The organism is Pedobacter steynii (assembly GCF_900103665.1).
GTDB classification, from domain to species: Bacteria; Bacteroidota; Bacteroidia; order Sphingobacteriales; family Sphingobacteriaceae; genus Pedobacter; species Pedobacter steynii.
This window is the reverse complement of the sequence record NZ_FNGY01000001.1, coordinates 809,199-832,898: the sequence shown is the minus strand read 5'-3', so window position 1 is coordinate 832,898 and position 23,700 is coordinate 809,199. Positions and strand designations below refer to the sequence as shown.

Annotated in this window: 26 protein-coding genes; 14 read left to right on the top strand and 12 right to left on the bottom strand. The window is 42.2% G+C overall.

Going from position 1 to position 23,700, the window contains the following annotated elements; translation table 11 throughout:
* Positions 1-26: 26 nt before the first annotated feature.
* On the bottom strand, positions 27-746 hold the full coding sequence (locus BLQ87_RS03365) for a DUF2071 domain-containing protein (RefSeq protein ID WP_074604699.1): 720 nt from the start codon (positions 744-746) through the stop codon (positions 27-29).
* A gap of 94 nt (positions 747-840) precedes the next feature.
* Between BLQ87_RS03365 and BLQ87_RS03360 the strand changes: the two genes are divergently transcribed.
* From BLQ87_RS03360 to BLQ87_RS03350, 3 genes are all read left to right on the top strand, one after another.
* Positions 841-1,179: a YciI family protein gene (locus BLQ87_RS03360; protein WP_074604698.1), complete on the top strand. Its 339-nt coding sequence runs from the start codon at positions 841-843 to the stop codon at positions 1,177-1,179.
* Complete coding sequence (locus BLQ87_RS03355) at positions 1,169-2,458, top strand: RNA polymerase sigma factor (RefSeq protein ID WP_074604697.1); 1,290 nt, start codon at positions 1,169-1,171, stop codon at positions 2,456-2,458. Before BLQ87_RS03360 ends, BLQ87_RS03355 begins: the two co-directional genes overlap by 11 nt.
* Before the next feature lie 62 nt (positions 2,459-2,520).
* A complete protein-coding gene (locus tag BLQ87_RS03350; protein ID WP_074604696.1) occupies positions 2,521-3,102 on the top strand; it encodes a PhnA domain-containing protein in 582 nt (193 codons plus the stop codon).
* Between the two features lie 189 nt (positions 3,103-3,291).
* Here BLQ87_RS03350 and BLQ87_RS03345 read toward each other — a convergent pair whose 3' ends face one another.
* Both BLQ87_RS03345 and BLQ87_RS03340 read right to left on the bottom strand, forming a co-directional pair.
* Positions 3,292-3,729, bottom strand: coding sequence for a hypothetical protein (locus BLQ87_RS03345; protein WP_143010318.1), 438 nt, complete (start codon positions 3,727-3,729; stop codon positions 3,292-3,294).
* A 3-nt stretch (positions 3,730-3,732) separates the two neighbouring features.
* On the bottom strand, positions 3,733-4,686 hold the full coding sequence (locus BLQ87_RS03340) for a hypothetical protein (RefSeq protein ID WP_143010317.1): 954 nt from the start codon (positions 4,684-4,686) through the stop codon (positions 3,733-3,735).
* Positions 4,687-4,872: 186 nt separating this feature from the next.
* Here BLQ87_RS03340 and BLQ87_RS03335 point away from each other — a divergent pair, with 186 nt between their 5' ends.
* The gene (locus BLQ87_RS03335; protein ID WP_074604693.1) at positions 4,873-5,655 is read left to right on the top strand and encodes a DUF695 domain-containing protein; all 783 of its coding nucleotides are present in this window, start codon (positions 4,873-4,875) and stop codon (positions 5,653-5,655) included.
* Here the strand turns inward: BLQ87_RS03335 and pncB are convergent.
* Both pncB and BLQ87_RS03325 read right to left on the bottom strand, forming a co-directional pair.
* Positions 5,639-6,820 (bottom strand): nicotinate phosphoribosyltransferase, encoded by a 1,182-nt coding sequence (pncB, locus tag BLQ87_RS03330; protein WP_074604692.1) that lies wholly within the window; start codon positions 6,818-6,820, stop codon positions 5,639-5,641. The genes BLQ87_RS03335 and pncB overlap by 17 nt on opposite strands.
* 44 nt (positions 6,821-6,864) lie before the next feature.
* Entirely contained in the window at positions 6,865-7,257 is a 393-nt protein-coding gene (locus tag BLQ87_RS03325) for a DoxX family protein (RefSeq protein WP_083361659.1), read from the bottom strand.
* A gap of 252 nt (positions 7,258-7,509) precedes the next feature.
* Here BLQ87_RS03325 and BLQ87_RS03320 point away from each other — a divergent pair, with 252 nt between their 5' ends.
* From BLQ87_RS03320 to BLQ87_RS03300, 5 genes are all read left to right on the top strand, one after another.
* Positions 7,510-8,649: a sterol desaturase family protein gene (locus BLQ87_RS03320; RefSeq protein WP_074604691.1), complete on the top strand. Its 1,140-nt coding sequence runs from the start codon at positions 7,510-7,512 to the stop codon at positions 8,647-8,649.
* A gap of 93 nt (positions 8,650-8,742) precedes the next feature.
* Positions 8,743-9,282, top strand: coding sequence for an SRPBCC family protein (locus tag BLQ87_RS03315; protein ID WP_074604690.1), 540 nt, complete (start codon positions 8,743-8,745; stop codon positions 9,280-9,282).
* A 12-nt stretch (positions 9,283-9,294) separates the two neighbouring features.
* Positions 9,295-11,640, top strand: a complete 2,346-nt coding sequence (locus tag BLQ87_RS03310) for a GAF domain-containing protein (protein ID WP_074604689.1) — start codon at positions 9,295-9,297, stop codon at positions 11,638-11,640.
* Positions 11,641-11,699: 59 nt separating this feature from the next.
* Positions 11,700-12,608: a helix-turn-helix domain-containing protein gene (locus BLQ87_RS03305; protein WP_074604688.1), complete on the top strand. Its 909-nt coding sequence runs from the start codon at positions 11,700-11,702 to the stop codon at positions 12,606-12,608.
* 79 nt (positions 12,609-12,687) lie between these two features.
* The gene (locus BLQ87_RS03300) at positions 12,688-13,689 is read left to right on the top strand and encodes an aldo/keto reductase (protein WP_074604687.1); all 1,002 of its coding nucleotides are present in this window, start codon (positions 12,688-12,690) and stop codon (positions 13,687-13,689) included.
* Between the two features lie 133 nt (positions 13,690-13,822).
* On the opposite strand, the gene BLQ87_RS03295 is transcribed toward BLQ87_RS03300, so the two are convergent.
* The 6 genes from BLQ87_RS03295 to def all read right to left on the bottom strand — a co-directional run bounded on the left by BLQ87_RS03295 (position 13,823) and on the right by def (position 19,008).
* Positions 13,823-15,562: a thiamine pyrophosphate-dependent enzyme gene (locus BLQ87_RS03295; protein WP_074604686.1), complete on the bottom strand. Its 1,740-nt coding sequence runs from the start codon at positions 15,560-15,562 to the stop codon at positions 13,823-13,825.
* A gap of 108 nt (positions 15,563-15,670) precedes the next feature.
* On the bottom strand, positions 15,671-16,219 hold the full coding sequence (locus tag BLQ87_RS03290; protein ID WP_074604685.1) for a lysozyme inhibitor LprI family protein: 549 nt from the start codon (positions 16,217-16,219) through the stop codon (positions 15,671-15,673).
* A 22-nt stretch (positions 16,220-16,241) separates the two neighbouring features.
* A complete protein-coding gene (locus tag BLQ87_RS03285) occupies positions 16,242-16,895 on the bottom strand; it encodes a YceH family protein (RefSeq protein WP_074604684.1) in 654 nt (217 codons plus the stop codon).
* A 42-nt stretch (positions 16,896-16,937) separates the two neighbouring features.
* Positions 16,938-17,930, bottom strand: a complete 993-nt coding sequence (gene mgrA / locus BLQ87_RS03280; RefSeq protein ID WP_074604683.1) for an L-glyceraldehyde 3-phosphate reductase — start codon at positions 17,928-17,930, stop codon at positions 16,938-16,940.
* Between the two features lie 87 nt (positions 17,931-18,017).
* A complete protein-coding gene (locus BLQ87_RS03275; RefSeq protein ID WP_074604682.1) occupies positions 18,018-18,197 on the bottom strand; it encodes a histone H1 in 180 nt (59 codons plus the stop codon).
* Positions 18,198-18,348: 151 nt separating this feature from the next.
* On the bottom strand, positions 18,349-19,008 hold the full coding sequence (gene def / locus BLQ87_RS03270; RefSeq protein WP_083361658.1) for a peptide deformylase: 660 nt from the start codon (positions 19,006-19,008) through the stop codon (positions 18,349-18,351).
* Positions 19,009-19,451: 443 nt separating this feature from the next.
* Between def and BLQ87_RS03265 the strand changes: the two genes are divergently transcribed.
* The 3 genes from BLQ87_RS03265 (at position 19,452) to BLQ87_RS03255 (ending at position 20,882) form a co-directional block, all read left to right on the top strand.
* Positions 19,452-19,832: a GreA/GreB family elongation factor gene (locus BLQ87_RS03265; RefSeq protein ID WP_074604681.1), complete on the top strand. Its 381-nt coding sequence runs from the start codon at positions 19,452-19,454 to the stop codon at positions 19,830-19,832.
* Between the two features lie 134 nt (positions 19,833-19,966).
* The gene (gene parS / locus BLQ87_RS03260; protein WP_083361657.1) at positions 19,967-20,431 is read left to right on the top strand and encodes a type II RES/Xre toxin-antitoxin system antitoxin; all 465 of its coding nucleotides are present in this window, start codon (positions 19,967-19,969) and stop codon (positions 20,429-20,431) included.
* Position 20,432: 1 nt separating this feature from the next.
* Positions 20,433-20,882: an RES family NAD+ phosphorylase gene (locus BLQ87_RS03255; RefSeq protein ID WP_074604680.1), complete on the top strand. Its 450-nt coding sequence runs from the start codon at positions 20,433-20,435 to the stop codon at positions 20,880-20,882.
* 5 nt (positions 20,883-20,887) lie between these two features.
* Here the strand turns inward: BLQ87_RS03255 and BLQ87_RS03250 are convergent, their stop codons facing one another.
* Positions 20,888-21,655 (bottom strand): queuosine precursor transporter, encoded by a 768-nt coding sequence (locus tag BLQ87_RS03250; RefSeq protein ID WP_074604679.1) that lies wholly within the window; start codon positions 21,653-21,655, stop codon positions 20,888-20,890.
* Between the two features lie 67 nt (positions 21,656-21,722).
* Between BLQ87_RS03250 and BLQ87_RS03245 the strand changes: the two genes are divergently transcribed.
* Both BLQ87_RS03245 and BLQ87_RS03240 read left to right on the top strand, forming a co-directional pair.
* Positions 21,723-22,868, top strand: a complete 1,146-nt coding sequence (locus BLQ87_RS03245; RefSeq protein WP_074604678.1) for a methionine aminotransferase — start codon at positions 21,723-21,725, stop codon at positions 22,866-22,868.
* 24 nt (positions 22,869-22,892) lie between these two features.
* Positions 22,893-23,696, top strand: coding sequence for a nitrilase family protein (locus BLQ87_RS03240; RefSeq protein WP_172664803.1), 804 nt, complete (start codon positions 22,893-22,895; stop codon positions 23,694-23,696).
* The last annotated feature ends 4 nt before the right edge of the window (positions 23,697-23,700 follow it).

The window sequence follows — 23,700 nt, the reverse complement described above, 5'->3', positions numbered from 1 at the left end:
CTGATGAAGCTTTTTTCTTTTTATCTCTATTTATTATGAGCTGGTGTTGGCGCGCTATGCCATTCATGCTCTATTTCTGTCATCAGTAAAGCATGGTCAAAGACCACTGATCCTTCTGGAAAGATATCCTGATCTTCAAAAAAACTGGAACTGACCTTTGATACGGATAAAGGTCTCATTTCCCATCGGTAAGTCTGCAACTTAAGACCATCAAACCCATTTTTGTTCGGAGAATAACCCAAAGCACCTTTTTCAAAAAAATGAGAGGCATTGTCTAAAGTGCGAAATATAGAGTTTTCATTTAATTGATCTGTTTCGGTCGCATCAATTGAAACACCCGTTTGATCAGCACTTACAAAGTCAATATGATACTGACCATCTGCTTCTCTCACCGTAAATTTGGCAAGGTGATGCACTCCGGGAAATAGCCAGCCGCCAACAATTGTATTCAGCATGAGCGAGGTATCCCTTCTCGGAATATACACCCCTTCCCTAACCTCTCCACCTTCATCCCACTCTACTGCAATCCTATGCGCTCCATTTTCTGAAGAAACACCGATCAAATCAGGGAAACCTTTCGGCTTTATGTTTTTCAAACGGATTAAACAGATACCAGCAATTGCCTTGTCTTTATAAATCTTGGGGCGGAAAGGAAAAGGAAGCAACTGTCTAATCACTTCCGGGTCCGCAGTATAGTTGATTAAAATCCTTCGTTCAATATTGCCGTGTATGGTAGGTATCTTCATTGGAATATAAAATAAATCAGGTATTTTGTCCCTAAACCCGCTACCCGATTGTCAATGTAATAAATTAACCAGGTATTTATTAAACAAACGATTTATGAAAGAGTTTTTAATGCTGATCAGAGAAAATGCGGACTACGGAGAAATGACCGCCCAGCAAATGCAGGATGACATCGAAAAACAAATCAAATGGGTAGAAGAACTGATGGCTAAAGGCAATTTTAAGGATGGAAACCCACTTAATCCTGAAGGAACGCATGTTAAAGGAAATGTCATTACTGATGGCCCTTACATAGAAAGTAAAGAATGTATCAGTGGTTATTATTTTCTACTGGCAAATTCTTTGGAAGAAGCAACGGAACTGGCTAAAGGATGCCCATCATTAGCGCTTGGCGCCAGTGTGGAACTCAGAGAAGTGATTCAGGTTGAGCAATAAAGAAAACATTCCTGAATTGACAGCCCATCTTTTCCGTGAAAATTCGGGAAAGATGACTGCTATTTTATCCAGAATCTTTGGCTTACAGCACCTTGACCTGATCCTGGACATCGTTCAGGATACCTTTGAGGCGGCATTGACCAGATGGCGGTTTAGCGGTATCCCTGATAATCCTTCCGGCTGGCTGATGAAAGTAGCCAAAAATAAAGCGCTTAATGCAGTAAAAAGGGCCCAAAAGACCGAATCATTTTCTCCTGATCTGATCTTATCAGCATCAATTGATCTGGAGGGCCATTTCCACCTGATCTGTACAGATCATGAAATTAAAGACAGTCAGCTCAGGTTGTTAATCATTTGTTGTCAGCCAGTCTTTTCCAGCAGGAATCAAATCATCATCACCTTATATATTTTATGTGGATTTGGTGTCCCTGAGATTGCCAACGCTTTGTTAATGAAAGAAGAGGCCGTTAAAAAAAGCCTTAGCAGGTGTAAATCAACCCTCAAAAATATTCCTCAGCTGCTAAATGTTCCTGTTGTCCTTCCTTCAGCCGAGCAGACAGAAACCCTCCTTCGCATTTTATATTTAATTTTCAATGAAGGATACAAAACAACAAGGGCTAAGAAGGGCATCAATAACGATTTATGTTATGAGGCGATCAGGTTAACCAAACTGCTTTCAGATCAGCAGCAGGCCTGTTACTATCCCGCAAATGCGCTGCTTGCCTTAATGTTTTTCAACCTGTCGAGGTTTCCTGCACGTTTAACTGAAGCGGCAGAATGGCTGAGCTTAGCGGAACAGGACAGAACGCTTTGGGAGTCCAAGTTTATTCAGGAAGGTTTTTATTACCTGGATATCTCTACACAGTCGACACAACTCCACCGCCTCCACCTGGAAGCCATTATCGCATCCTTACATTGCACCGCTCCAGATTTTAAACAGACAAACTGGACAAAGATTGTCTACCTCTATCAGCAATTGGAAGTACTGGAACCAGATTCACCATATGTCAGGCTAAACAGCATCATTGCGCAAAGTTATCTGCAAAACGGAACAGCTTGTATAACGGAAATCAATGAGTTGGAACAGCGTTCAGGACTGCAACAAAGTTTTCTTTTTTCTGCAACCAAGGCTGATATTTATCAAAGAATTGGAGAAAGAGACAAAGCCATCACTGCTTATGAGGAAGCATTGCGGCTGAGCAATGCGCCTCTTGATAAGAAATTTTTACTGCGGAAAATTGCAGCATGTAAATCTGAGGGCAATAAGGATTCGGAATAGTTGGTTTTAAGGTTTACCGCTTAAAATAATTATCTTCGCGCTTTGATACATAATATTAGGAAATGAAACTGGAAGAACTATTGCTGCAGAGAAGCGAAAACAAATGTGAATTGTGCCAATCCGAAGATACGATTAGCGTATATGAAGTACCTCCGCAGTCAAAGAGCAATGAGGACAACTGCATCATCGTTTGCGGTAAATGTTTGTCACAGATTGAGAATAAAGAAGAACTGGACAGCAAACATTGGGCTTGTTTAACAGGAAGCATGTGGAGTGAAGTTCCTGGCGTACAGGTGGTGTCCTGGCGTTTATTGAACCGTCTTAGCAACGAGAGCTGGGCAATGGATAACCTGGATATGATGTACCTGGACGAAGAAAGATTAGAATGGGCAAAATCTGCAGGTCTTGAAAATGGTGCCGCAGCAGAGTTTCACAAAGATTGTAACGGCGCTATACTACAAGCTGGAGATTCCATTGTTTTAATCAAATCTTTAGATGTAAAAGGTTCTACATTGAATGCGAAAATGGGAACAGTAGTAAAAAACATCCGCCTGGTGGAAAACAATACCGATCAGATTGAAGGTAAAATTGAGGGCCAGGTCATTGTGATCCTTACTAAATATACTAGAAAACAAGGCGCTTAATTACTCCGTTTTTTTGAGAAAAGAGGAAGTATTATAAATGAAAACCGGCCTCTGAAAATTCAATATTAGAAAATTCCCCTGGAGGGGGTACGGGTAAAAATCACAAAAAAGGCTGATCATTTCTGTTAATGATCAGCTTTTTTTGCCAGTTTCCATCGCAATAAACAAAAAAAAGAATTTTTTAATGCTTTAGGAAGCAACTGAAACCCTTTCTTCTTCTTTCACAGGAGGAAGCATGATGCTAACCAATGCCATACAAAGGCCCATCGGAAGCAGGAAGTCAAATGAGAAATCCATATAAATATTCAGATACTCCGATACGGAATACTGCTGAAAATCAGACACGTACTCGGTGTAAGAGAACACCCACATCGCGAGACTGAAGAATAGAAAAGGAGTCATAAACCGGAAAAACACATTGGGATAAAGAAAACCACGGGCCTCCAGAGCAAGAAGAACATAGCAGTATACGATCGTAAAAATAAATACTCCGGGGCTGCAACTGGCAAAAAAGAACAAAGCGTATAACGAATCAGAACTTGCCGTGCAGACAATGATTGCGAGCAGGGATACCAATAAAGCAATCGTACAAACTCTTGAGGTTGATAACCGTTGTGACTTTATCATTTTTTATAATTTGTTTATTGATCCTGGCCTTAAAACATAACATTGGTAATCCTCGTTGATGATGATCGGGAAAGACATGGTCTTATCCCTGAAATACTGGAGCTGGTGAAGATAATTTAAAGGATTTTGCCCCTCAGATTCTTTAACCGTCATTCCGGTACTCAGTTTTAAAGTATCTTTTCCCATCATCAGGTTTAAATAAGCAGTTCCGATCCATTCCTGGTATCCTTTCCGTTCCTTATGGAAATTGGCCACATACAGATACGGATTAGGTTTGCCCAACTGATCCAGCTTGAATGCTTTGATGGAATCCAGGGTTGTTTTTTTCTCTCCTCCAGGCATCCCTTCCAGGTCTTTTCCAAAAAGAGCATACCATTTGTTTTGAATTAAAAAGATGACCTTGTCCGTCTTTGTATCGTAAAACCTTCTCCTGACTCCCTCAGTAACCCCGTTTTTTCCCCAGAGCATCCGGTAACCAAAAAACTGAACAAGCGCTGCTTTCTTGTGAAGCGCTTCGTATCGTTGTTGTAAAGCTTTATTCCCCAGTTTTAAGTCTTCATTTACAGGCAAATATTCCTGCTTTTCGGGATTCCCATCCAGAAACCAGGAGTAATAATAATCAGGGTGAATGATATATTCCCGGTTTAAGCTGATGTCGTAGTCCTCAACGCGTAGCGAATCCATCAGGTTGCCATTACTGTCCAGTCTGTAATATACATTGACGTCGCTGAAATTCGTTTGTTCCTTTAAGGCATGCAGCATGATCATCCTGGTTTTCAGATCTATCAGCGGAGGAAAAAGTTTTTTTCTATCCATGGGATCACCGAATAACAATTTTAGCTCGAGCTTCGCAGTTTTAGCACCAGAATCTAAAGGCAGATAGGCGGCATATTGAACTGGCAGCGCGGCCTGATCAATCGTATTTCTAAATGCGAAATGCAAAATGTGAGTCAGCATAATTAAGCTACCGAGCAGCACCAGCAGTATTATATTTGTTTTTAAGGGATTCCTTTTTTTCAATCCTTCCATTTATTGATCTTCATACCAGGCGCTAAGTACGCATAAATATTTTTTTTCTTATAATTGTTACTGTTTTATTTCTCACAATAATACTACATTTACCTGAACTATAATTAAAAACAAATGAGCAATACCACGACAGACTTAAAAGAAATTCCTATGGACTGGGATAGCTATTTCAGCCGTGTAAACGACCTTCCGGCTTCTATCCGTCTAAACCTTGCCTTAAACCAGATCGCCCCTATCCCAGGCCTCTCAAAACTGCTGTGGTGTGGTATAAAGTTCCAGAAGCCAGATCAGAATGGATTTACCACCAACGAGGAGTTCCAAACAATTTGTGATATTGAAGATGCGATAGATGCGGCCTTAACCGGGATAAATGCCCTGTTTACCGCGGCTTTAAAATCTGACGGAAAGCTGGAACTGTTCTTCTATGCACCAACAAATGAAGGATATGAAAGTCTGGTTCAACAGGCCATGATGAATTTCCCTCAATACCAGTATGCAACGGATAGTTCTGAAGAGCAGGACTGGAAAACCTATTTTGAATTCCTCTATCCTAATCACTACGAATACAAATGTATACAGAATGGAAAGGTACTGAGACAGTTGCAACAGAGCGGTGATGTATTTGAGCTCGAGCGTGAAGTAGACCACTGGATTTATTTCAATTCCGAACAGGACCTGAACACATTTACCCAGGAGGTTAATGCTTCCGGATTCAGGGTTTTATCTCAGGATAAACATGACCGTGAAGATTTTCCCTATGTACTTAACATCTCCAGAAAAAACACCGTACTCCCACATGAAGTAAACAACTATGTATGGGAATTAGTCGAAACGGCAGAAAAGCACAAAGGCTTTTATGATGGCTGGGGTTGTCCTGTCGCTAAATCTGAAGAATAGTCTTTGCGAGATTGATCATTCTTTCCGTTCCGGTATATTTTCCGTGTTCGTCGGAGAGCTTCACCACTTCTGTCCATTCCCCGTCTTTAGGACGTGCTTCAGTCATTTTTATGACGATATTCATCGGATCGGGTCCGGCATCATTGGTGAGGTTCGTTCCTATTCCAAAAGACATTCCTATTCGATCTCTACAGTGGCCTGCAATGCGGGCCACTTTTTCATAATTTAAACCATCAGAAAAAATAATGGTTTTCGATCTAGGGTCTATGCCCATATTTTGATAATGGCTGATCACTTTATCGGCAAAAAGCAGCGGATCGCCACTGTCGTGCCTCACGCCATCGAAAAGTTTGGAGAACATCTTATCAAATTGCTTAAAGAAAACTTCAGTGGTATAGGTATCGGATAAGGCGATGCCCAGATCTCCACGGTAAACATTTACCCAATGCTCCAGCCCCATGGCATTGGCCATTTTAAAACCATATCTCGCTGCATGAAACATGAACCATTCATGGGCATGCGTTCCGATAGGTTTCGTTTGATGAAGCATGGCCATGTGGACATTACTCGTTCCGATAAATGAACCAGCCCCATACTGGGTCAGGGATTGTAAGACCAGGCGCTGGACCTGATATGAATACCTCCGGCGGGTTCCAAACTCGGCTACAGTGACACCTAAATCCCTTAAACCAGCTATTTTTTTACGGGTAACTTCCACGACTTCTTCATTGCTGATTCTTTCTGCGCCAGTCAGGACGTAAAACAGTTCACAGATCAGCGACATGAGGGGAACTTCCCATAGAATGGTCCGATACCAAAGTCCCTCCACCTGAACCTCCAGCTGGTCGCCATGCTGTTCGATATGTACTTCCTCCGGTTTATACCGGTAGCCTTCTAAAAAATCCAGATATACAGGATCCAGATATGGACAGTTGACCTGCAGGAAATGTTTTTCCTCGCGACTAAGTTTCAGTAAAGCCATTTGATCAACCGCTACCCGCAGGGCCTCCGAAAATCCTGGTGGAAAGGAATGTTTACCGCGGTTGATGAACTTATAACGCGCATTTGCAGCAGGAAATAAGCGGACCACACCTTGTTGCATGGTGATCTTGTAGAAGTCGTTATCCAGAATGGAAGAAAGCGTTACCCTTGGGTTTAGTTGCATACTTAGCTGCCGGCAAAGTTTATTCCAAAAAGCAGGTTTTTGTTTTATTTCTTATTATCCGCAGCAGCAATCACGATCAATGCAATGATCAACAGAAAACTATATTCGCAACCTCCGGCCCCATGCTCTCCTACAAACCAACCGTTTTCGAGATGAATGGTCACAATTCCAAGCGCAATGATCCCAATAAATCCTGCCGATAGCCATTTGGTAAATATTCCAAAAGCCAGCAGGACTCCTCCGATGACTTCATAAACGGTAAGGCCCCAAACCAATGGCGTTCCGTAAACAAAGCCTTTGTTATTTAAGTATTCGCCAAACCGGACTACCGTTCCTCCGGTCACACGAATAATGGCATGGGCAAGAAAGATGAAGGCCACGGAAAGTCGCAACAACACCAGGCTGTTGGACAAGCTTATAAAAGGAAAATTTTTCATAAATAAATTAAAGTAGATCTACTCAAATTTGTCGATTAGCCTTCGCATTTGCAATAGTACAGTAACCTTCTTTAGTTGTCCCGGGATGTTAATCCTGCTCGTTTGTCCTAACCCGGTATAATAGAAAAACCTTTTTTAATACCCGGGTGCTTGTTTTATAACGGAATTTAACCTTAATTCGTTACGGGAAAATATTTAAATCTTTTCAGTACCGGAATTTCGGTTATTAATTTTTTACAGAATAGTTATACTATGTCACCAAATAAGCGCTTAAAAGTTGGCCAGGGCCAGATTAGTGGGTATATCTCCATCTTTTTATCCATTCTTGCCCTCTTAGGGATTTTCTGCTTCCGATATCCTGAGCAACTGACCACTCCTGAATTTCGTGAAATCTATACCGAAGAAGTGGTAGAAATGATGATGACTGTGGGGATGATTACTTCTTTCTTTTTTGCCGTCCTGAGTCTCATATTAAGTAAAAGAATCAAATGGGCATTAATAGGTACTTCAATAGCAGCGGTTGCTATTATTCTCGGTGCATTTACCGTTGAAGGGCGCAGTGTAGAAAAAACCAACTGGCATTTCGGGCTGGACTGGATGATTCTGGATCTTTTGCTGATGACGGCTATTTTTATCCCCCTGGAGCTCTTTTTCCCAAAGAACAAGTCGCAAACCAAGTTTCATGAAGAATGGAGAACCGATCTGATGTACTTCGTCATCAGCCATTTGTTTATTCAGTTCTTTGGGATTGTAACTCAAAAACCTGCAGTCTTATTCTTTGGCTGGATCGGCCTGGAACAGCTGCACTTATGGGTACAGGGACTTCCCTTTATCGCGGCTTTGTTTCTGGCTTTCTTTACCACAGATCTTTTTCAATATTGGGCGCACCGCTTTTTTCATACCCGCGTGTACCTTTGGCGCTTCCATTCCATCCACCATTCGACAAAAAGTATGGACTGGCTGGCGGGTAGCAGGACTCATTTTATGGATATTTTTTTTACCAGGGCAATGACCTTCATCCCTTTGTACATTTTTGGATTCTCCACCACTGTTTTCAATGTATACATCATTTTTATTGCTATACATGCGGTACTGATCCATGCGAATACACGGGTAAATTTCGGGCCGTTGAAATACATTTTCACCACTCCGCAATACCACCATTGGCACCATTGCGAAGATCCTAAGTATTATGGCCATAATTTCGCTTCCATCTTCCCTTTTATCGACTGGATGTTTGGCACTTACTATCTGCCTGGAAAGAAATGGCCAGCGGGTACAGGAGTACATGAAGCACAATACCCAAAAGGTTTTGTCAGACAATCCGTGTATCCCTTTACCAAAAGCCCTTTTGATACCGACTTAAATATGGACGAGCGCAGCGACCGGTAAAAAACAGTGATGATCTCATTGTTTTTCAAAAATAGCGATGTAATTTAGTAGTAACAAACAACTTATACTAACCACCACTAAACCAGAAAAACAATGAAAATCTTAAGAGTAATCGTAGGCGGGATCGTACTGATCATCGCAGTTTTGCTGATTGTTGCCTTATTTGTTAAAAAGGAATATGCTGTAGAGCGGGAGATCACCATTAACAAACCTAAAACCCAGGTCTTTGATTATATCAAATTGCTGAAAAACCAGGATTTGTACAGCGTATGGCTGAAGCGGGATCCTGCAGCAAAAAAAGAATATAAAGGAACTGATGGAACTGTAGGTTTTGTCGCTGCCTGGAGCAGCAACAATAAAAATGTTGGAAAAGGAGAACAGGAGATCGCTAAAATTGTTGAAGGAGAAAGAATAGACATGAAGCTTCGCTTTAAAGAGCCTTTTGAAGCGAATGATGATGCTTATATGCTCACCGAATCCGTTTCGGAAACCCAGACTAAGGTAAAGTGGGGCTTTAAAGGTTCTATGAAATACCCTATGAACCTGATGTTACTGTGCGTGGATATGGAAGGTATGCTGGGCAAAGACCTGCAAAAGGGATTGGATGATTTAAAAGTGATTCTCGAAAAATAGTATCTTAGGACCATGAAGAAAGTCATCCTGGACCTTTCCGGAAATAAAGTACAACTTTTGGAGGCGGATGTGGCGCTCTCTTTCAGACCTTTTATGGAATACCTAAGAAAGAGGATTGCAAAAGAGAAGACCGTAAGAAAGTCTTATTATCAGCAGGCGCTAAAGGAATTTGAAAACCGGGAAGGCGCTGAAAAAGACATTCCCCTGGAAAATATCCATGAATATGAGCTCTTGCTGGAATACATGTACGCCTGCCTTTCTCCGGTCCAGGAAGACCAGAAATTTATTGCCTGGGGACTGTGCTTCCCCTTGCAACCCATCAACTTCTATGGAACAGATTCCCTATATGAACTGTTAAAGAACAAGCTGGAAGGCGAAGAGGAGTATTATGACCAAAGAAGCCAGGAAGATTTTAATAAGGAAAGGCTGAGGTATGTTTATGCTTTCATCCTGGGCAGGCTCTACGATTTTCACGTGCCCCTGCCAAAAGAAAAATACCACGCCAGAATTAATAATGAAACGGGTTTACTCAGTTATTATCATGTCATCGTCAATACAGACTTTATAGAAGTTACGGTAAAAGGTGAACTGCCGGAATTAGATTTCAGGGAGGTCCATGAACACCTTGGCGAAGGCATGGGTTATGAGATGCTGGTAAACATTCTTCCCCTTGATATTTTTCAGTTCCGCGGGATCTCCATACTTACCGTAAGAGATGTAACTGCTCAGATGGCTGTGGAGAGTATCAACAAAATGCGGCTCAACCGTAATGCTGATCAGGAAGACAGTGGTTATGAGGTCGTGATACAATCCTTAAAAAGCCTGCTGCAAAACAACCGGATCGAGTTTGATTTCTTTCCATTTGTCAGGGTCAATAACAAGCCCGTGTATGGCTATGAAAAAGGTGGTACCGGGGTTTTATTTTCTGTATGGGGCGAAAAAAGGCTTACTCCCGATGCATTTCAACAATTGGCCTCTTCTTATATTGCCAACCCGAATTCCTTTTTCTCTCCGGACATTACCAGAGAGAGCCTGAAACAGTTTGCTTTCCTGGAGAGCTTTATTGAATTAGGAATCAGGTCACTGGCCCTGATTCCTCTATTTTTCAATCAAACCCTTGTAGGTGTATTGGCGATGCATACCTATGAAGGTGAATTGTTCAATGAATCTGCCCTGGCCCGCCTGGAACCAGCCATTCCGCCGATTGCCCAGTTGCTGCAGGTTTACATCAATGAGTTTAACCTTGAAATAGAAAATATCATTAAGGAAAAGTTCACTTCCATTCAGCCTTCCGTACAGTGGAAGTTCAATGAAGTAGCCTGGCATTACCTCCACAATAAAAAGAAACATCTTCCGGAAAGAACAGAGTCTATTTATTTTAATGCCGTATATCCGCTGTATGGCGCCATAGACATTAGAAATTCGACGATAGAAAGAAATATTGCCAGTAAAGCGGATCTGGAACACCACCTGAACCTCCTTTCTGAAACGTTACAGTCTCTAACGCTGAGTCACAGCTCTTCCCTCATGGAGGAGATGATTTTTAACTGTAAAAAATGGCAGTCTGCATTAAATGATGAACATTGGAATACGACAGAAGAAAACAATCTGAACAATTTTCTTAAAATAGAAATGGTCGATTACCTCCGTCACCTTTCCCTGCAGGATGCAAAAACGCAGAAAGTGGTTCATCATTTCCTGGACCGTTCTGTAAAGACAGACGGGGAAGCCCATAAAAACAGGTATGCGCTGGAAGTGTCTATGCAGATGATTAACAATGCCGTGAACAATTATTTTGAGGCAGAAAAGGAAAAACTGCAACAGTCTTATCCCTGCTATTTTGAGAAATTCAGAACGGATGGCGTAGAATACGACATTTATATTGGTCAGTCTATCGCTCCGGAAAAACCGTTTAACCATTTTCACCTTAAAAACTTACGCCTTTGGCAGCTCTCTTCTATGGCGGCCATAGCAAAACTGACCCATTCCCTCCTGCCGGGCATGCCAAAGAAACTGGAAACCACACAACTGATCTTTGTACACAACCAGACCATCGACATCAGCTTCCGTTCGGATGAGCGTAAATTCGACGTAGAGGGTGCCTATAACATCAGGTATCAAATGATCAAAAAGCGAATTGACAAGGTATTGATCAGTGAAACAGGAGAGCGCTTAACACAACCGGGTAAACTGGCGATCATCTATTTTAGCAAGAAAGATGTGGAAGATTACCTTCCTTTTATACAATACCTGCAGGAAACCGGGGTCCTTCATCCGGAACTGGAAGAACTCTACCTCGAGGACGTTCAGGGTCTGAGTGGATTGAAAGCACTGAGGGTCGGGATTGTGCAGGAGTAGTTTCTGGATTATGATCATTTCATGGGAAACATATTGTTTGAATTTTATAACTTTATAAAATGAACCATACGGAAACCATTGAAGAATTTTATAAGCGCGTTCCACAAGCCAATGCCTCAGGTCATCGGTTAAACAATGCCGGAGCAGGTCATTTTAACGTTTATACCCGTAACCTTTGCAGGGTCCAGACGCCATATAGCCGTCGTGATTTTTATAAAGTTTCCCTGATTATCGGAGAAGGAATCCTTCATTATGCCGACAAATGGATTGCCATCGACCGCCCTGCTATTTTGTTCTCCAATCCGGTAGTCCCTTATTCCTGGGAAGCCTCTTCGGAAAAACAGGAAGGCTGGTTTTGCCTGTTTACCGAAGCTTTTGTCAATGCAAATGAACGTAAAGATGGCCTTCAGGACTCCCCTTTGTTTAGGATTGGCGGCAATCCCGTCTTTTTTATTGATGAAGTACAACAGGAAGAACTCTCTGCTATTTTCAGAAAAATGGTACTGGAAATGGACTCTGAATACACCCATAAATATGATTTACTGCGCAACTACCTGCACCTGATCATCCATGAAGCGATGAAGATGCAGCCGGCAGGAAGCTTTGAAAAACATGCCAATGCACCGAGCCGGATTACCAGTCTTTTTATGGAGCTGCTGGAAAGACAATTTCCTATCGACAGTCCTGAGGAGGCATTGCGATTAAAAACAGCCAACGATTATGCACAAAGTTTATCCGTACATGCCAACCACCTGAACCGCTCGGTAAAGGAAGTGACCGGAAAAACCACGACAACACTGATCTCAGAACGGATTACCAAAGAGGCCCGGGCCCTGTTACAACATACCGACTGGAACATTGCTGAAGTTGCCTACAGCCTTGGCTTTGAATACCCTGCTTATTTCAATCAGTTTTTCAAAAAACAAACCGGTCTCACTCCCGGAGATGCAAGAAGCATGACTGTTTGATTATTATAATCATCTGTTTGAATCCTATAAACAGCAAAGCCCATATCCAGGTACTTTTGATTCATAAAACAACAACGATATGAAATACAGAAATCTAGGAACGACAACAGAACAACTATCTGCCATTGGATTGGGATGTATGGGTATGAGCTTCGCTTATGGTCCGACAGATGACACAGAAAGCATTGCAACCTTACATAAATCATTAGACTTAGGGATTAACTTTTGGGATACTGCCGACATGTATGGCAATGGTCTGAACGAAGAACTGATCTCAAAAGTTCTCGTTCCCAACAGGGATAAAGTATTTATTGCCACCAAATTCGGTTTCCGCTTTCCCGATGAAAAAGCAGGGGCAAACAGTGTGAACGGCACTTACTTTGACGGCTCTCCGAAATGGATCAAAGTTGCGGTAGAAAATAGCCTCAGACGCTTAAATATCGACACCATTGATTTGTACTATGCACACCGTGTAGATCCGAATGTACCTATTGAAGATACCGTAGGCGCAATGGCTGAACTGGTAAAAGAAGGAAAAGTGCGTTATCTTGGATTAAGTGAAGCCTCAGCTGCTTCCATCCGGAAGGCGCATGCCATCCATCCTATTGCGGCTTTACAAAGCGAATATTCCTTATTGACCAGAGATGTGGAAGGCGAAATCATGAATACCGTAAACGAACTGGGTATTTCTCTCGTTCCTTATTCTCCATTAGCCAGAGGATTGGTAATCAATACCCTAGACATCAGCAGTTTGCATGAAAGTGATTTCCGGAAAACTTTACCGCGTTATAGTGGGGAGAACCTGGAAAATAACAAATCATTATCCAATGATTTTGCTGCACTGGCAAATGACAAGAACTGTACTCCTGCCCAACTGGCCATTGCCTGGGTACTGGCACAGGGAGATCAGATCATCCCTATTCCGGGTACTAAAAAAAGAAAATACCTGGAAGAAAATGCAGCGGCTGTGGAGGTAAACCTTTCTGACTCTGATTTACAAGCGATTTCGAAAGTGATTGAACAGTATCCGAATACAGGTGCACGTTATAGTGAAGGTGCCTTAAAAATGGTCAACAACTAGTTTCGGTTATTGATCCTGCCTGCAGATGATATCAACCTTTATGGATACGACATCAACCTTTATGGATCTTATCTAAAATAATAAGACCGGGAAGCCATTGCTCCCCGGTCTTATTATTGATATCTTGATATCTTTAATCAATGATACTTTTCAGGTGTTTGTAATTGGATTTCACCGTATCCAGCACTTCATCAAACTTTCCGCCAAGCATGAGTTTAGTCATGGACAGTGCCATTCCTTTCATCATTTTAAATTCTATTTTTGGTGGCATCGCCAGTGCATTGGGGTCGGTCATGACATTCACCAATACAGGTCCATTGTGCAGAAACGCTTCTTTTAACAGCAGTTCCAAATGCTCAGGATCACTGATCGTAATTCCTTTGATTCCCATCGCCTCTGCGACCAATGCAAAATCGGGGTTTACCATATCTGTTTCCGCATCAGGCAACCCTGCTACTTCCATCTCGAGTTTCACCATCCCCAAAGAACGGTTGTTAAATACAACCAGCTTAATCGGCAGGTTGTATTGCCTGATGGTCGCCAGATCGCCGAGCAACATCGAGATCCCGCCATCACCGCAAAGTGCCACCACTTGTCTGTCCGGACTGGAAAGTGCAGCACCAATGGCATGAGGCATGGCATTGGCCATAGACCCATGGTTAAAAGAACCCAGCATCGAACGCTTACCCGTGGCATCAATATATCTGGAGCCCCATACGCAACACATTCCGGTATCTACGGTAAAAATGGCATCATCTGTAGCGAGTTTGTTCAATTCAAAAGCAACAGCTTCCGGATGAATGGCATCTATTGTCCCTTTATCCTCCACATAAGTATGGAGGTGTTCTTTTACCTTTTCATAAACTTTTAGCTGTGCATTCAGGAAACTATCATCGTCATTGGCATCCAGTAAAGGGATTAAAGCCACTAAACTCGTTTTGATATCACCATGTAAGCCCATTTCCAGCTTTGCCCTCCTGCCCAGTCGCTCTGGCCTGGTATCAATCTGAACCAGGACCTTGTCCTGTGGAATAAAAGGAACGTAAGGGAAATCAGTGCCCAACAGGATAACAAGGTCACTTTCATGCATGCTATGGTAAGCGGAAGGCAAGCCCAATAAGCCCGTCATCCCTACTTCATAAGGGTTATCGTATTGAATACTCATTTTGCCACGGAAAGAATAACCAACAGGAGCTTTCAGGATTTCTGCCAGCCGGACCACCTCATCATGTGCCTCCGCAGCACCAATTCCACAAAATATAGCGATCTTTTTATGCTGATTGATCAGTTTGGAAAGCGCCACTAACTCCTCATCTGCAGGCCGGATGATTGCTTTTGAAAAATAGGTCCTGTCTGCCGACATGCTCTCTACTGCATCCATACTGCTCACATCCCCCGGCAGCCCCAATACCGCCACTCCTTTATGATGAAAAGCATGTTGTAAGGCTGCCTGAGCCATTCTTGGCAATTGGGCAGGTGTGGTTGCGATCTGGTTATAATGACTGCAATCGTCAAAAAGTTTCGTGATATTGGTTTCCTGGAAATAACCAGAGCCAAATTCCGTGGTGGCACAGGTCGACGCGATGGCCAGAACCGGGGCACCAGCGCGGTGTGCATCATAGAGGCCATTGATCAAATGAACATGACCTGGACCACTACTACCTGCGCAGCAGGCCAGGCCATGAAGCTCCGCTTCCGCTGCTGCTGCATAAGCACCCGCTTCTTCATGCCTCACGTGAATCCACTGGATATCCGGACTTCGCCTTACGGCATCGTTTAATTCATTCAGACTATCGCCTGTTACGGCATAAATACGCTTAATACCTGATTGAATCAGCATATCGACCAATTGCTCTGCAACTTTCTTTGACATATCTCAATTTTTAATGTTTAAATAAAATCGCAGATCTCAGAAATTTAAGATGGATGTGATCAGTTCTTATAACATCCATCCTCTTGCTATGGTTTTAGCTAAAAGCGCTTAAATCCGGCTCAGGTAGTCCCGCAGTTCTAAAACACGTTTTTTAGTGAGCTCAAGATAGGCAGAAGCCAGTATGATCCTTTGCATGGTTCCGCCGCCGGAGTATTTGTCTTCGGTCAGGAGCAGGTTCATTTTTCGTTCTGAATCTCTGTATTTTAACCAGTTTTTCTGTACTTCTACCAGTAAGGGTTTATCTTTAGCCTGCAGGGTTTTGAGCACCTGCTGATAATACTTGTTCAGTAAAACATCATATTCCTGTTCTGCATCATAAGCTGCCTCTACCATTCCCATAGTAGAATAATCAATGGCAAGCCGCTGCTTCATGAACTGCTCAATTTTGGTCGTATCTGTTTTAAACTCCAGGAAATCTTTATCCTCATAGTTGTCCTTTTCAGGTTTAGCAATCCATTTTTTCAGCTGATCATCTGCTGTTTTATGGATTTTCAGCTTCATTTTAATCAGATCCTGCTCATTAATTTGTCTTGGTACCTGGGCCATGCCTGTACTGAAAGAGAACAAGCCAATGGCCAATAGTAAGGGTATTTTCATTTGTATTTTCTTAAGATAAACACTAGCCCATCAGTTCTTTCATCAGCTTATCAAAAGCTTCCTTCATTTCGGCCAGTTCCAGCTCTACTTTTGCCAGCCGGCTTTCGATTTCGCTTGCAGGTTTGCTATAATGCTCTTCTTCATGCTCCTCCTGATTGAGATCCGGAGTTCCGGCAAGCAAATGCGTATACCTCATTTCTTTCTGTCCGGCTTTCCTTGGCAATTGCAAAATATAAGGTTGTTCTGCATCAGAAAGACGCTCCAATACAGATTGTACTTCTTCTAAGGATTCAAATTCATATAACCTGCCGGAATTGGTGTTCAGTTCTCCGGGCGTTTGGGGTCCCCTTAACATCAGTAAGCAAAGAATGGCCACCTCCTGAGGGGTTACCGGGAAGACAATGGCGAAGTTATGTTTGTATTTTATGCTGCGGCTGGAGCCACCTGTAGCGGTAGAAATCAGTCCTTTTCTTTTGAGTACATCCAGTGTCAATACGACAGTTTGTTCATCGTACTGGACGACAGGTTTCCGGGAAGTTTTTTGATTACAGGCCGCAGTAATTCCATTGATGGTCATTGGATAATACTCCGGTGTCGTTTTTGATTTCTCCATCAATACGCCAAGAACACGAAGCTCTTCAGCGTTTAATACGGGCAAAGTTTGTGTAGATTCCATGCCTAAAGATAAAAATTAAGGCGGAATCTCCTTGATTTTAGGCTAAGAAGATAAGATTTGGTCGATCTTTTGAAGCTCCTCTGCACTGAAAACAATGTTATTCAGGCATTTTAAAGAATCTGCAAGTTGTTCAGGCTTGCTTGCACCAACCAGTACAGAAGTTACACGTTCATCTCTCAGAATCCATGAAAGGGCCATATGGGCCAGTTTCTGGCCTCGTCCTGCAGCAATTGCATTCAGCTCATTGAGTTGTTTGATTTTTCCCGGTGTAATCTGGTCCTGCTGCAATGCGCCGTGCGACTTTGCCGCTCTGGAATCCGATGGGATATCTTTCAGGTATTTATCGGTCAGCATTCCCTGAGCGAGTGGGGAAAAAGGAATACAACCTACACCTTCATTGCCCAGTAAATCCAGCAATCCGCCTTCAATCCAGCGTTCATACATAGAATACTTAGGCTGATGGATCAGACATGGTGTTCCAAGATCCTTCAGGATCTGAATGGCTTTTGCCGCTTCTTCCGCCTGATAATTAGAGACCCCTACATATAGGGCTTTCCCCTGTCGCACAATCAGGTCCAGTGCAGCCATGGTTTCCTCCAATGGTGTTTCCGGATCCGGACGATGGTGATAAAAGATATCTACATAATCCAGTCCCATCCGTTTCAGGCTTTGATCCAGGCTGGAAACCAGGTACTTTTTCGATCCCCAATCCCCATAAGGCCCATCCCACATGGTATATCCTGCTTTGGAAGAAATGATCATTTCATCCCGGTATCCTTCAAAATCCCGTTTCAGTAACCTGCCGAAGTTTTCTTCTGCCGATCCCGGAGGCGGGCCATAGTTATTGGCAAGGTCAAAATGAGTGATTCCATTGTCAAATGCCAGTTTTAAGATATTACTGCAATTCTCCAGCTGATCTACATGTCCGAAATTATGCCATAAACCTAAAGAGATTGCGGGTAATTTTAATCCGCTTTTTCCGCACCTGCGGTATTGCATTTGAGAATATCTGTTTGGGGCGGCTGTATAAGACATAGCTGGGAGGAGAAATTGGGGAAATGGATATGGGAATAAGCATCAGTAGCCATACGTGATGGCTACTGATGTTCGAATGAATCGATATTATTTATCGGTGTTCTTTTTTTCTGTTACTTCAGTACGGATTTCCTGTGCAAGAACTTTTAAATCCTGCATAGCTTTACGTACTCTTGTTCCTGCTGCACTGTTTCCTGCATTATAAAACTTCTCTGCATCAGCCTCTACAGAAGCTAGTAATTCTTTAACTTTTGAAAATTTTTCCATGTTTTGATTATTTAATTTATAGCCAAATATATATTATTTTGGAAATAAACGTACATAACTTAGCTTCTATTGCGCTTTTTCTGCTAAATCTCTGTCATTTTGTTGATTTTGTGACCTCATTTAACCTTCCAGGAGGGCCTCTGGGCGCCTTTTAGGGCCGTAGGTATAACTTCTCCTGCATAAAATCAAGGCGTCCGGGGAGGGAATTATAGGCTTTTGTTTCCTGTTCTTTTAACCTTTCTGTGAACAGAATCCCATTCAGGTGATCCGTTTCATGCTGGAAGATCACCGCGGTAAAGCCTTCAATAATTTCCTCTTTTGCTTTGCCCTGCTGATCGAAATAATTCAGTTTGATGGCATGATGGCGAATCACGTCTCCGACTGCATCGGGAATAGATAAACACCCTTCTCGGCCCTTTCTCAGCAATTCCGATTTCCAGCTGATCTTTGGATTCAGGTACAATTCAAAAGGTTCTCCATCCTTATCATATCGCTTTACCCAAATGATGTTGCGGTTGACCCCCACCTGAGGACCTGCAATTCCTATTCCCGGCCGGGTCACATCCCGCATGGCGAGGTACATGCGCCTTGCGAGCACCTTAATTAAGGGGTCTTTGGGATTGATGTCTGTAGAGACAGTGGTTAGTATCTTCAGCTCTTCGGCTTCGGTGATCTGGGTGACCCTCAGCATCGTTGCGGTATCCCCTGAGAGGATAATTGATTTTTCGTTATTGGTAAAGCCCTGCGTGAAGCCGGTAGCAGGTTTAAAAATCAGGAAGCCCAACAGGGCTAAAAGGAAAGTTCTCATCATATTTATACCGATAGTCTGACTAAGGTAATGATTTAAAATAAAACGCTTTTTACTTTGAATTTGTAAAAAAGCTACCGAGATTAGCGAAAATGAAACAGAAAACCGGTCTATATAAAGCAACACTAATGACTTATAATAAAAGTCAGCTGCAGGTATATGCCCTTTTCAAAAGGTTTTTCAGGGAGAACTATCCCTTTGGCTTTACTTACCAGATAACGAGTAAAGACTTTATTAATTAAGCCCCGAATCATTTCTTTTACACCTTCGATTCAGGGGCCTTCTTCTTCTGATCAATGCTGCTATTTAATATTTTAAGCACGAAGAACATGCTATTTAGCGGGTTCCTTTTTCCAAAAGATTGATCTTTTACGCGATAATCCTGTTGCGTTGCCCTTCATTTTTCAAAGCAATTAAATATTTATTTATATCAAGACATTTAAAACATGGAAACAAAATCATTATCACTATCAAAAAGCGACTTAAAACTGTTAAAAGAACATTTAGATAAATCCAACATGAGCCCTTATAACAAGGAAAAGCTGAGACAGGAAATTAAAGAAGCGACGATCTATGCAGATCAGGAGCTTCCGTCAGATGTGGTTTGCCTGAAATCTGAAGCCAGAATCGCCAATACGAAAACCGGTAAGGAGTTTACGTTCAGAATTGTCATGCCTGAAGAAGCGAACATCAAACTACAGAAAGTATCTGTTTTTGCGCCGATCAGCATTGCACTATTCGGATACAGAACAGGTGACATCATCAACTGGGAGATGCCCGATGGCATTCAGGAGTTTAAAATACTGGAAGTAAAGAAAATTTCCTAAGTCCTCCTTCCCGCTTCAAAGCCGCATTCCATACCCCTCAAAGCCAGATTTGTCAGGAATGCGTCTTTGTTTGGAAAATATTCTAAAAACTACAGAAAATATTCCTACATTTGAAATAGCAAAAAAGAAGTATTATGGCAAGCACTCCAAAACCCTATAAAACTAAAGCTAAAGTATCTGTAGTTGCTGAAGCTGCACTAATCGCACCTTATCAATCTTTGTACACCAATTCAATCAGTGTACTGACCAGCGCTAAAAATGGCTTATCGGCAAAGGCCGCATTAGATTTCCTGAGCCTTTCCGGCTTCACCAGGGAGGAGTTTCAGGATACTTTTAAAACAAATGTAAAAACAATAGAGAATTATGTGTCCAATGCTTCCAAACTGGATGCTTCCTTAAGTGAAAAACTCCTGAAATCTTTCTCTCTTTTTGAAAAAGGGATCGAAATCTTTGGAACCGCAAAAGCCTTTCACCTCTGGTTGAATACCCCTTCTTATGGCTTAGGCAATCAGATCCCTTTTGAATTGATGGATACCATTACCGGGATTTCCCTGATCGAAGAAGAATTAATCCGCATTGAATACGGTGATTTAGCTTAATATGCAGGTATTTCGTATCGCCCTCACAAAATATGCCGGTTCTTTAATGGCCTCAGGAAGAGCAGCACGCTGGAATCCGAATGAGGTGGAAGTGATTTATAGTGCAGGATCACGCTCCCTGGCTTGCCTGGAGAATGTGGTGCATAGAAACCAGATCGGGCTTAATAACTCCTTCAAGGTGATGACCATTGAAATTCCTGATGACATCATGATCCAGACGATTGAGCTAAAAAAGCTCCCTGCAGACTGGGTCGAATTTGAAAATATGCCCCTCACACAGGAAATTGGTGAAAACTGGATTAAGGAAGAAAAATCGGCGATATTAAAAGTCCCCTCTTCTATCATTCCTGCGGAGTACAATTACCTGATCAATCCACAGCATCCTGATTTTAAGTTCATCAAACTGTTAAAATCTGAGTCTTTTGTATTTGACAAAAGGATCAAACTATAACGGGATTACCTGCCGGCCATTTTGATCATGCGTTGTGCCAGATCTTTTCCAAGGTAGCCGTCTATGATGCCATGAACGAGATACAATATCGGTGTCATCAGAATGGCGACGATAAACTTATACGTATAATTGACCAATCCGATGGCAGCCACCATTTGCCAGCTCCAATGGTATTGAGGATTGAGGTAAAAAGCGATGAAAATTACTACAAAGCTATCAATACACTGGGAAACGACTGTTGAACCTGTTGCCCGCAACCATAATGCCTTATCACCTGTCACCTTTTTGATCTTATGAAAGATCAGCACATCGGCGATTTGCCCGATCAGGAAGGCAATAATAGACCCCACAATAATCCACATTCCCTGTCCGAATATTCCCGCAAAAGCGGCATTCATATTCAGCTGATGTCCCTGAATGTTCTGGTTTACCCAAAAATCTGAGGGTGTCAGCTGCATGGCCGCTCCTACTATAAAAAAGGCATAAGCAATCAGTACCGCAGTTAAGATCGATAGAAACCGCACCTGCCGGACACCAAAATATTCATTAATGATATCTGTCATGATAAAGATCAGTGGCCAGGTCAACACGCCTGCCGACATGTTAAAGGAGAGGTTCGGCACGCCTAGCAGATTAATATCAAACTGCTTGATGCCAAGCGTTCCCTCGACCGTAAATATTTTTACTCCGATAAATTCTGAGAGGATGGCATTGGCGACAAAAAAGGAGCCTAAAACGAGCAGCAACCTGCTTTCTTTTGTTTTAAAAGTCATAGCAGGATGAAATTATTAAATAAATCTGATATAAGAGGATAAATATTATTTCTATTTTCGTTGTCACATGATATCTACACAATCAAAACTACCAGGAACAGGCACGAATATCTTTTCGGTCATGTCCAAATTAGCCGAAGAACACAAAGCAATTAATCTTTCTCAGGGATTTCCTGACTACGAAGCGGATCCTAAACTAATTGAATATGTAGCGGATGCAATGAAACAAGGATTTAATCAATATGCCCCGATGACAGGTCTTCCGGTCCTGAGGGAATTGATTGCTGAAAAGATGAATCACCTTTACAGCGCAGATTACCACCCTGAAACGGAAGTAACCGTTACTGCAGGTGGTACACAAGCGATATTTACCGCTTTAAATGCCTATATCAATGCAGGAGATGAAGTGATCATCTTTGAACCTGCGTACGACTGTTATGCACCTACGATCAAAATGCTTGGTGGTTTGGTGAAACCTTATCAGCTGGCCCCGCCAAATTACGAGATCGACTGGGAAATGGTGAAGAAGCTGTTTTCTGCCAATACCAAAATGATCATCTTAAATAGCCCCCAAAATCCAACGGGCTGTGTTTTATCAGAAAAAGACATTAAAGCGCTCATCAAACTGACCAAAAACACGGACATCATGATTTTGAGTGATGAGGTCTATGAGCATATTATTTTTGATGGTAAAAAACACCAGAGTGTGGCTTTATATCCTGAACTTCGGGAAAGAAGCTTTATTGTGGCTTCCTTTGGAAAATTACTACATACTACCGGCTGGAAATTAGGCTATTGCCTTGCCCCTGAAGCCCTGATGAAAGAGTTCAGAAAAGTACATCAGTTTAATGTATTCAGTGTGAATACCCCAATGCAGCTGGGCGTGGCAAAATACCTGAAAGATCCGCAGAGTTATCTTGGATTATCGGCTTTCTTCCAGCAAAAACGCGATTTGTTCCGTTCCCTGCTTGCCGAAACCAAGTTTAAATTATTACCTTGCAACGGTTCTTATTTCCAATGCGTTAGCTATGAGCACCTCAGCGATGAAAAAGATGTCGCTATGGCCGAAAGGTTAATTAAGGAATATGGCGTGGCTTCTATCCCCGTTTCTGCCTTCTATATCCGGAACACGGACCATCATGTTTTACGTTTTTGTTTTGCCAAAAAGCAAGAAACTTTAGAAAAAGCCGTTGAAAGACTAGTTAAATTATAATTTACATCCCCTTAAATTAGAATAATGGAAAGTCCAGATTACCTGAATATTAAAAACCTGAAGATCACTATTTTTCAGGCTTACCTATTTTGGGAAAATATTGACAAGAACCTTCAGAACTTATCCTTGAGATTGTCCTCGGGTGTTAAAGAAAAAACAGACCTGATTATTCTTCCTGAGATGTTCAACACCGGATTTAGCATGAATGCGGAGGCACTTGCCGAAGAGATGGGTGGAAAAACCATGCAATGGATGAATGAAATTGCACAAAAATACGAATGTGTGGTTACGGGAAGTCTCATCATCAAAGAAAACGGACATTATTATAACCGCATGATCTGGATGCTTCCTGATGGCGGATACAGTCATTACGACAAAAGGCACCTCTTTGGTTTAGGTGAAGAAGATAAAACCTATACCCCTGGTAATGATAAAGTGATCGTAGAATTAAAAGGCTGGAAAATTCGCCTTGCGATCTGCTATGATCTTCGCTTTCCGGTCTGGTTACGCAACCAGAATGAAGAATACGACATCCTGTTGTTCGTTGCCAGCTGGCCGGATAAACGCGCTATACACTGGAATGCTTTGATTCCTGCCCGTGCAATAGAAAATCAGAGTTATGTAATCGCCGCCAACCGCGTAGGTCATGATGGCAAAGAAGTGTACCATAGCGGTCAGTCTCAATGTATCGATCCTATGGGTAAAACCGTATACTACAAACCTGAAGATGAAGATTTATATACCTTCAGCATCGGTTATGAAGAACTTGTAAAAACCCGTCATAACTTCCCTTTCTTAAAGGATGCTGACAATTTTAATATCATTTAACCAA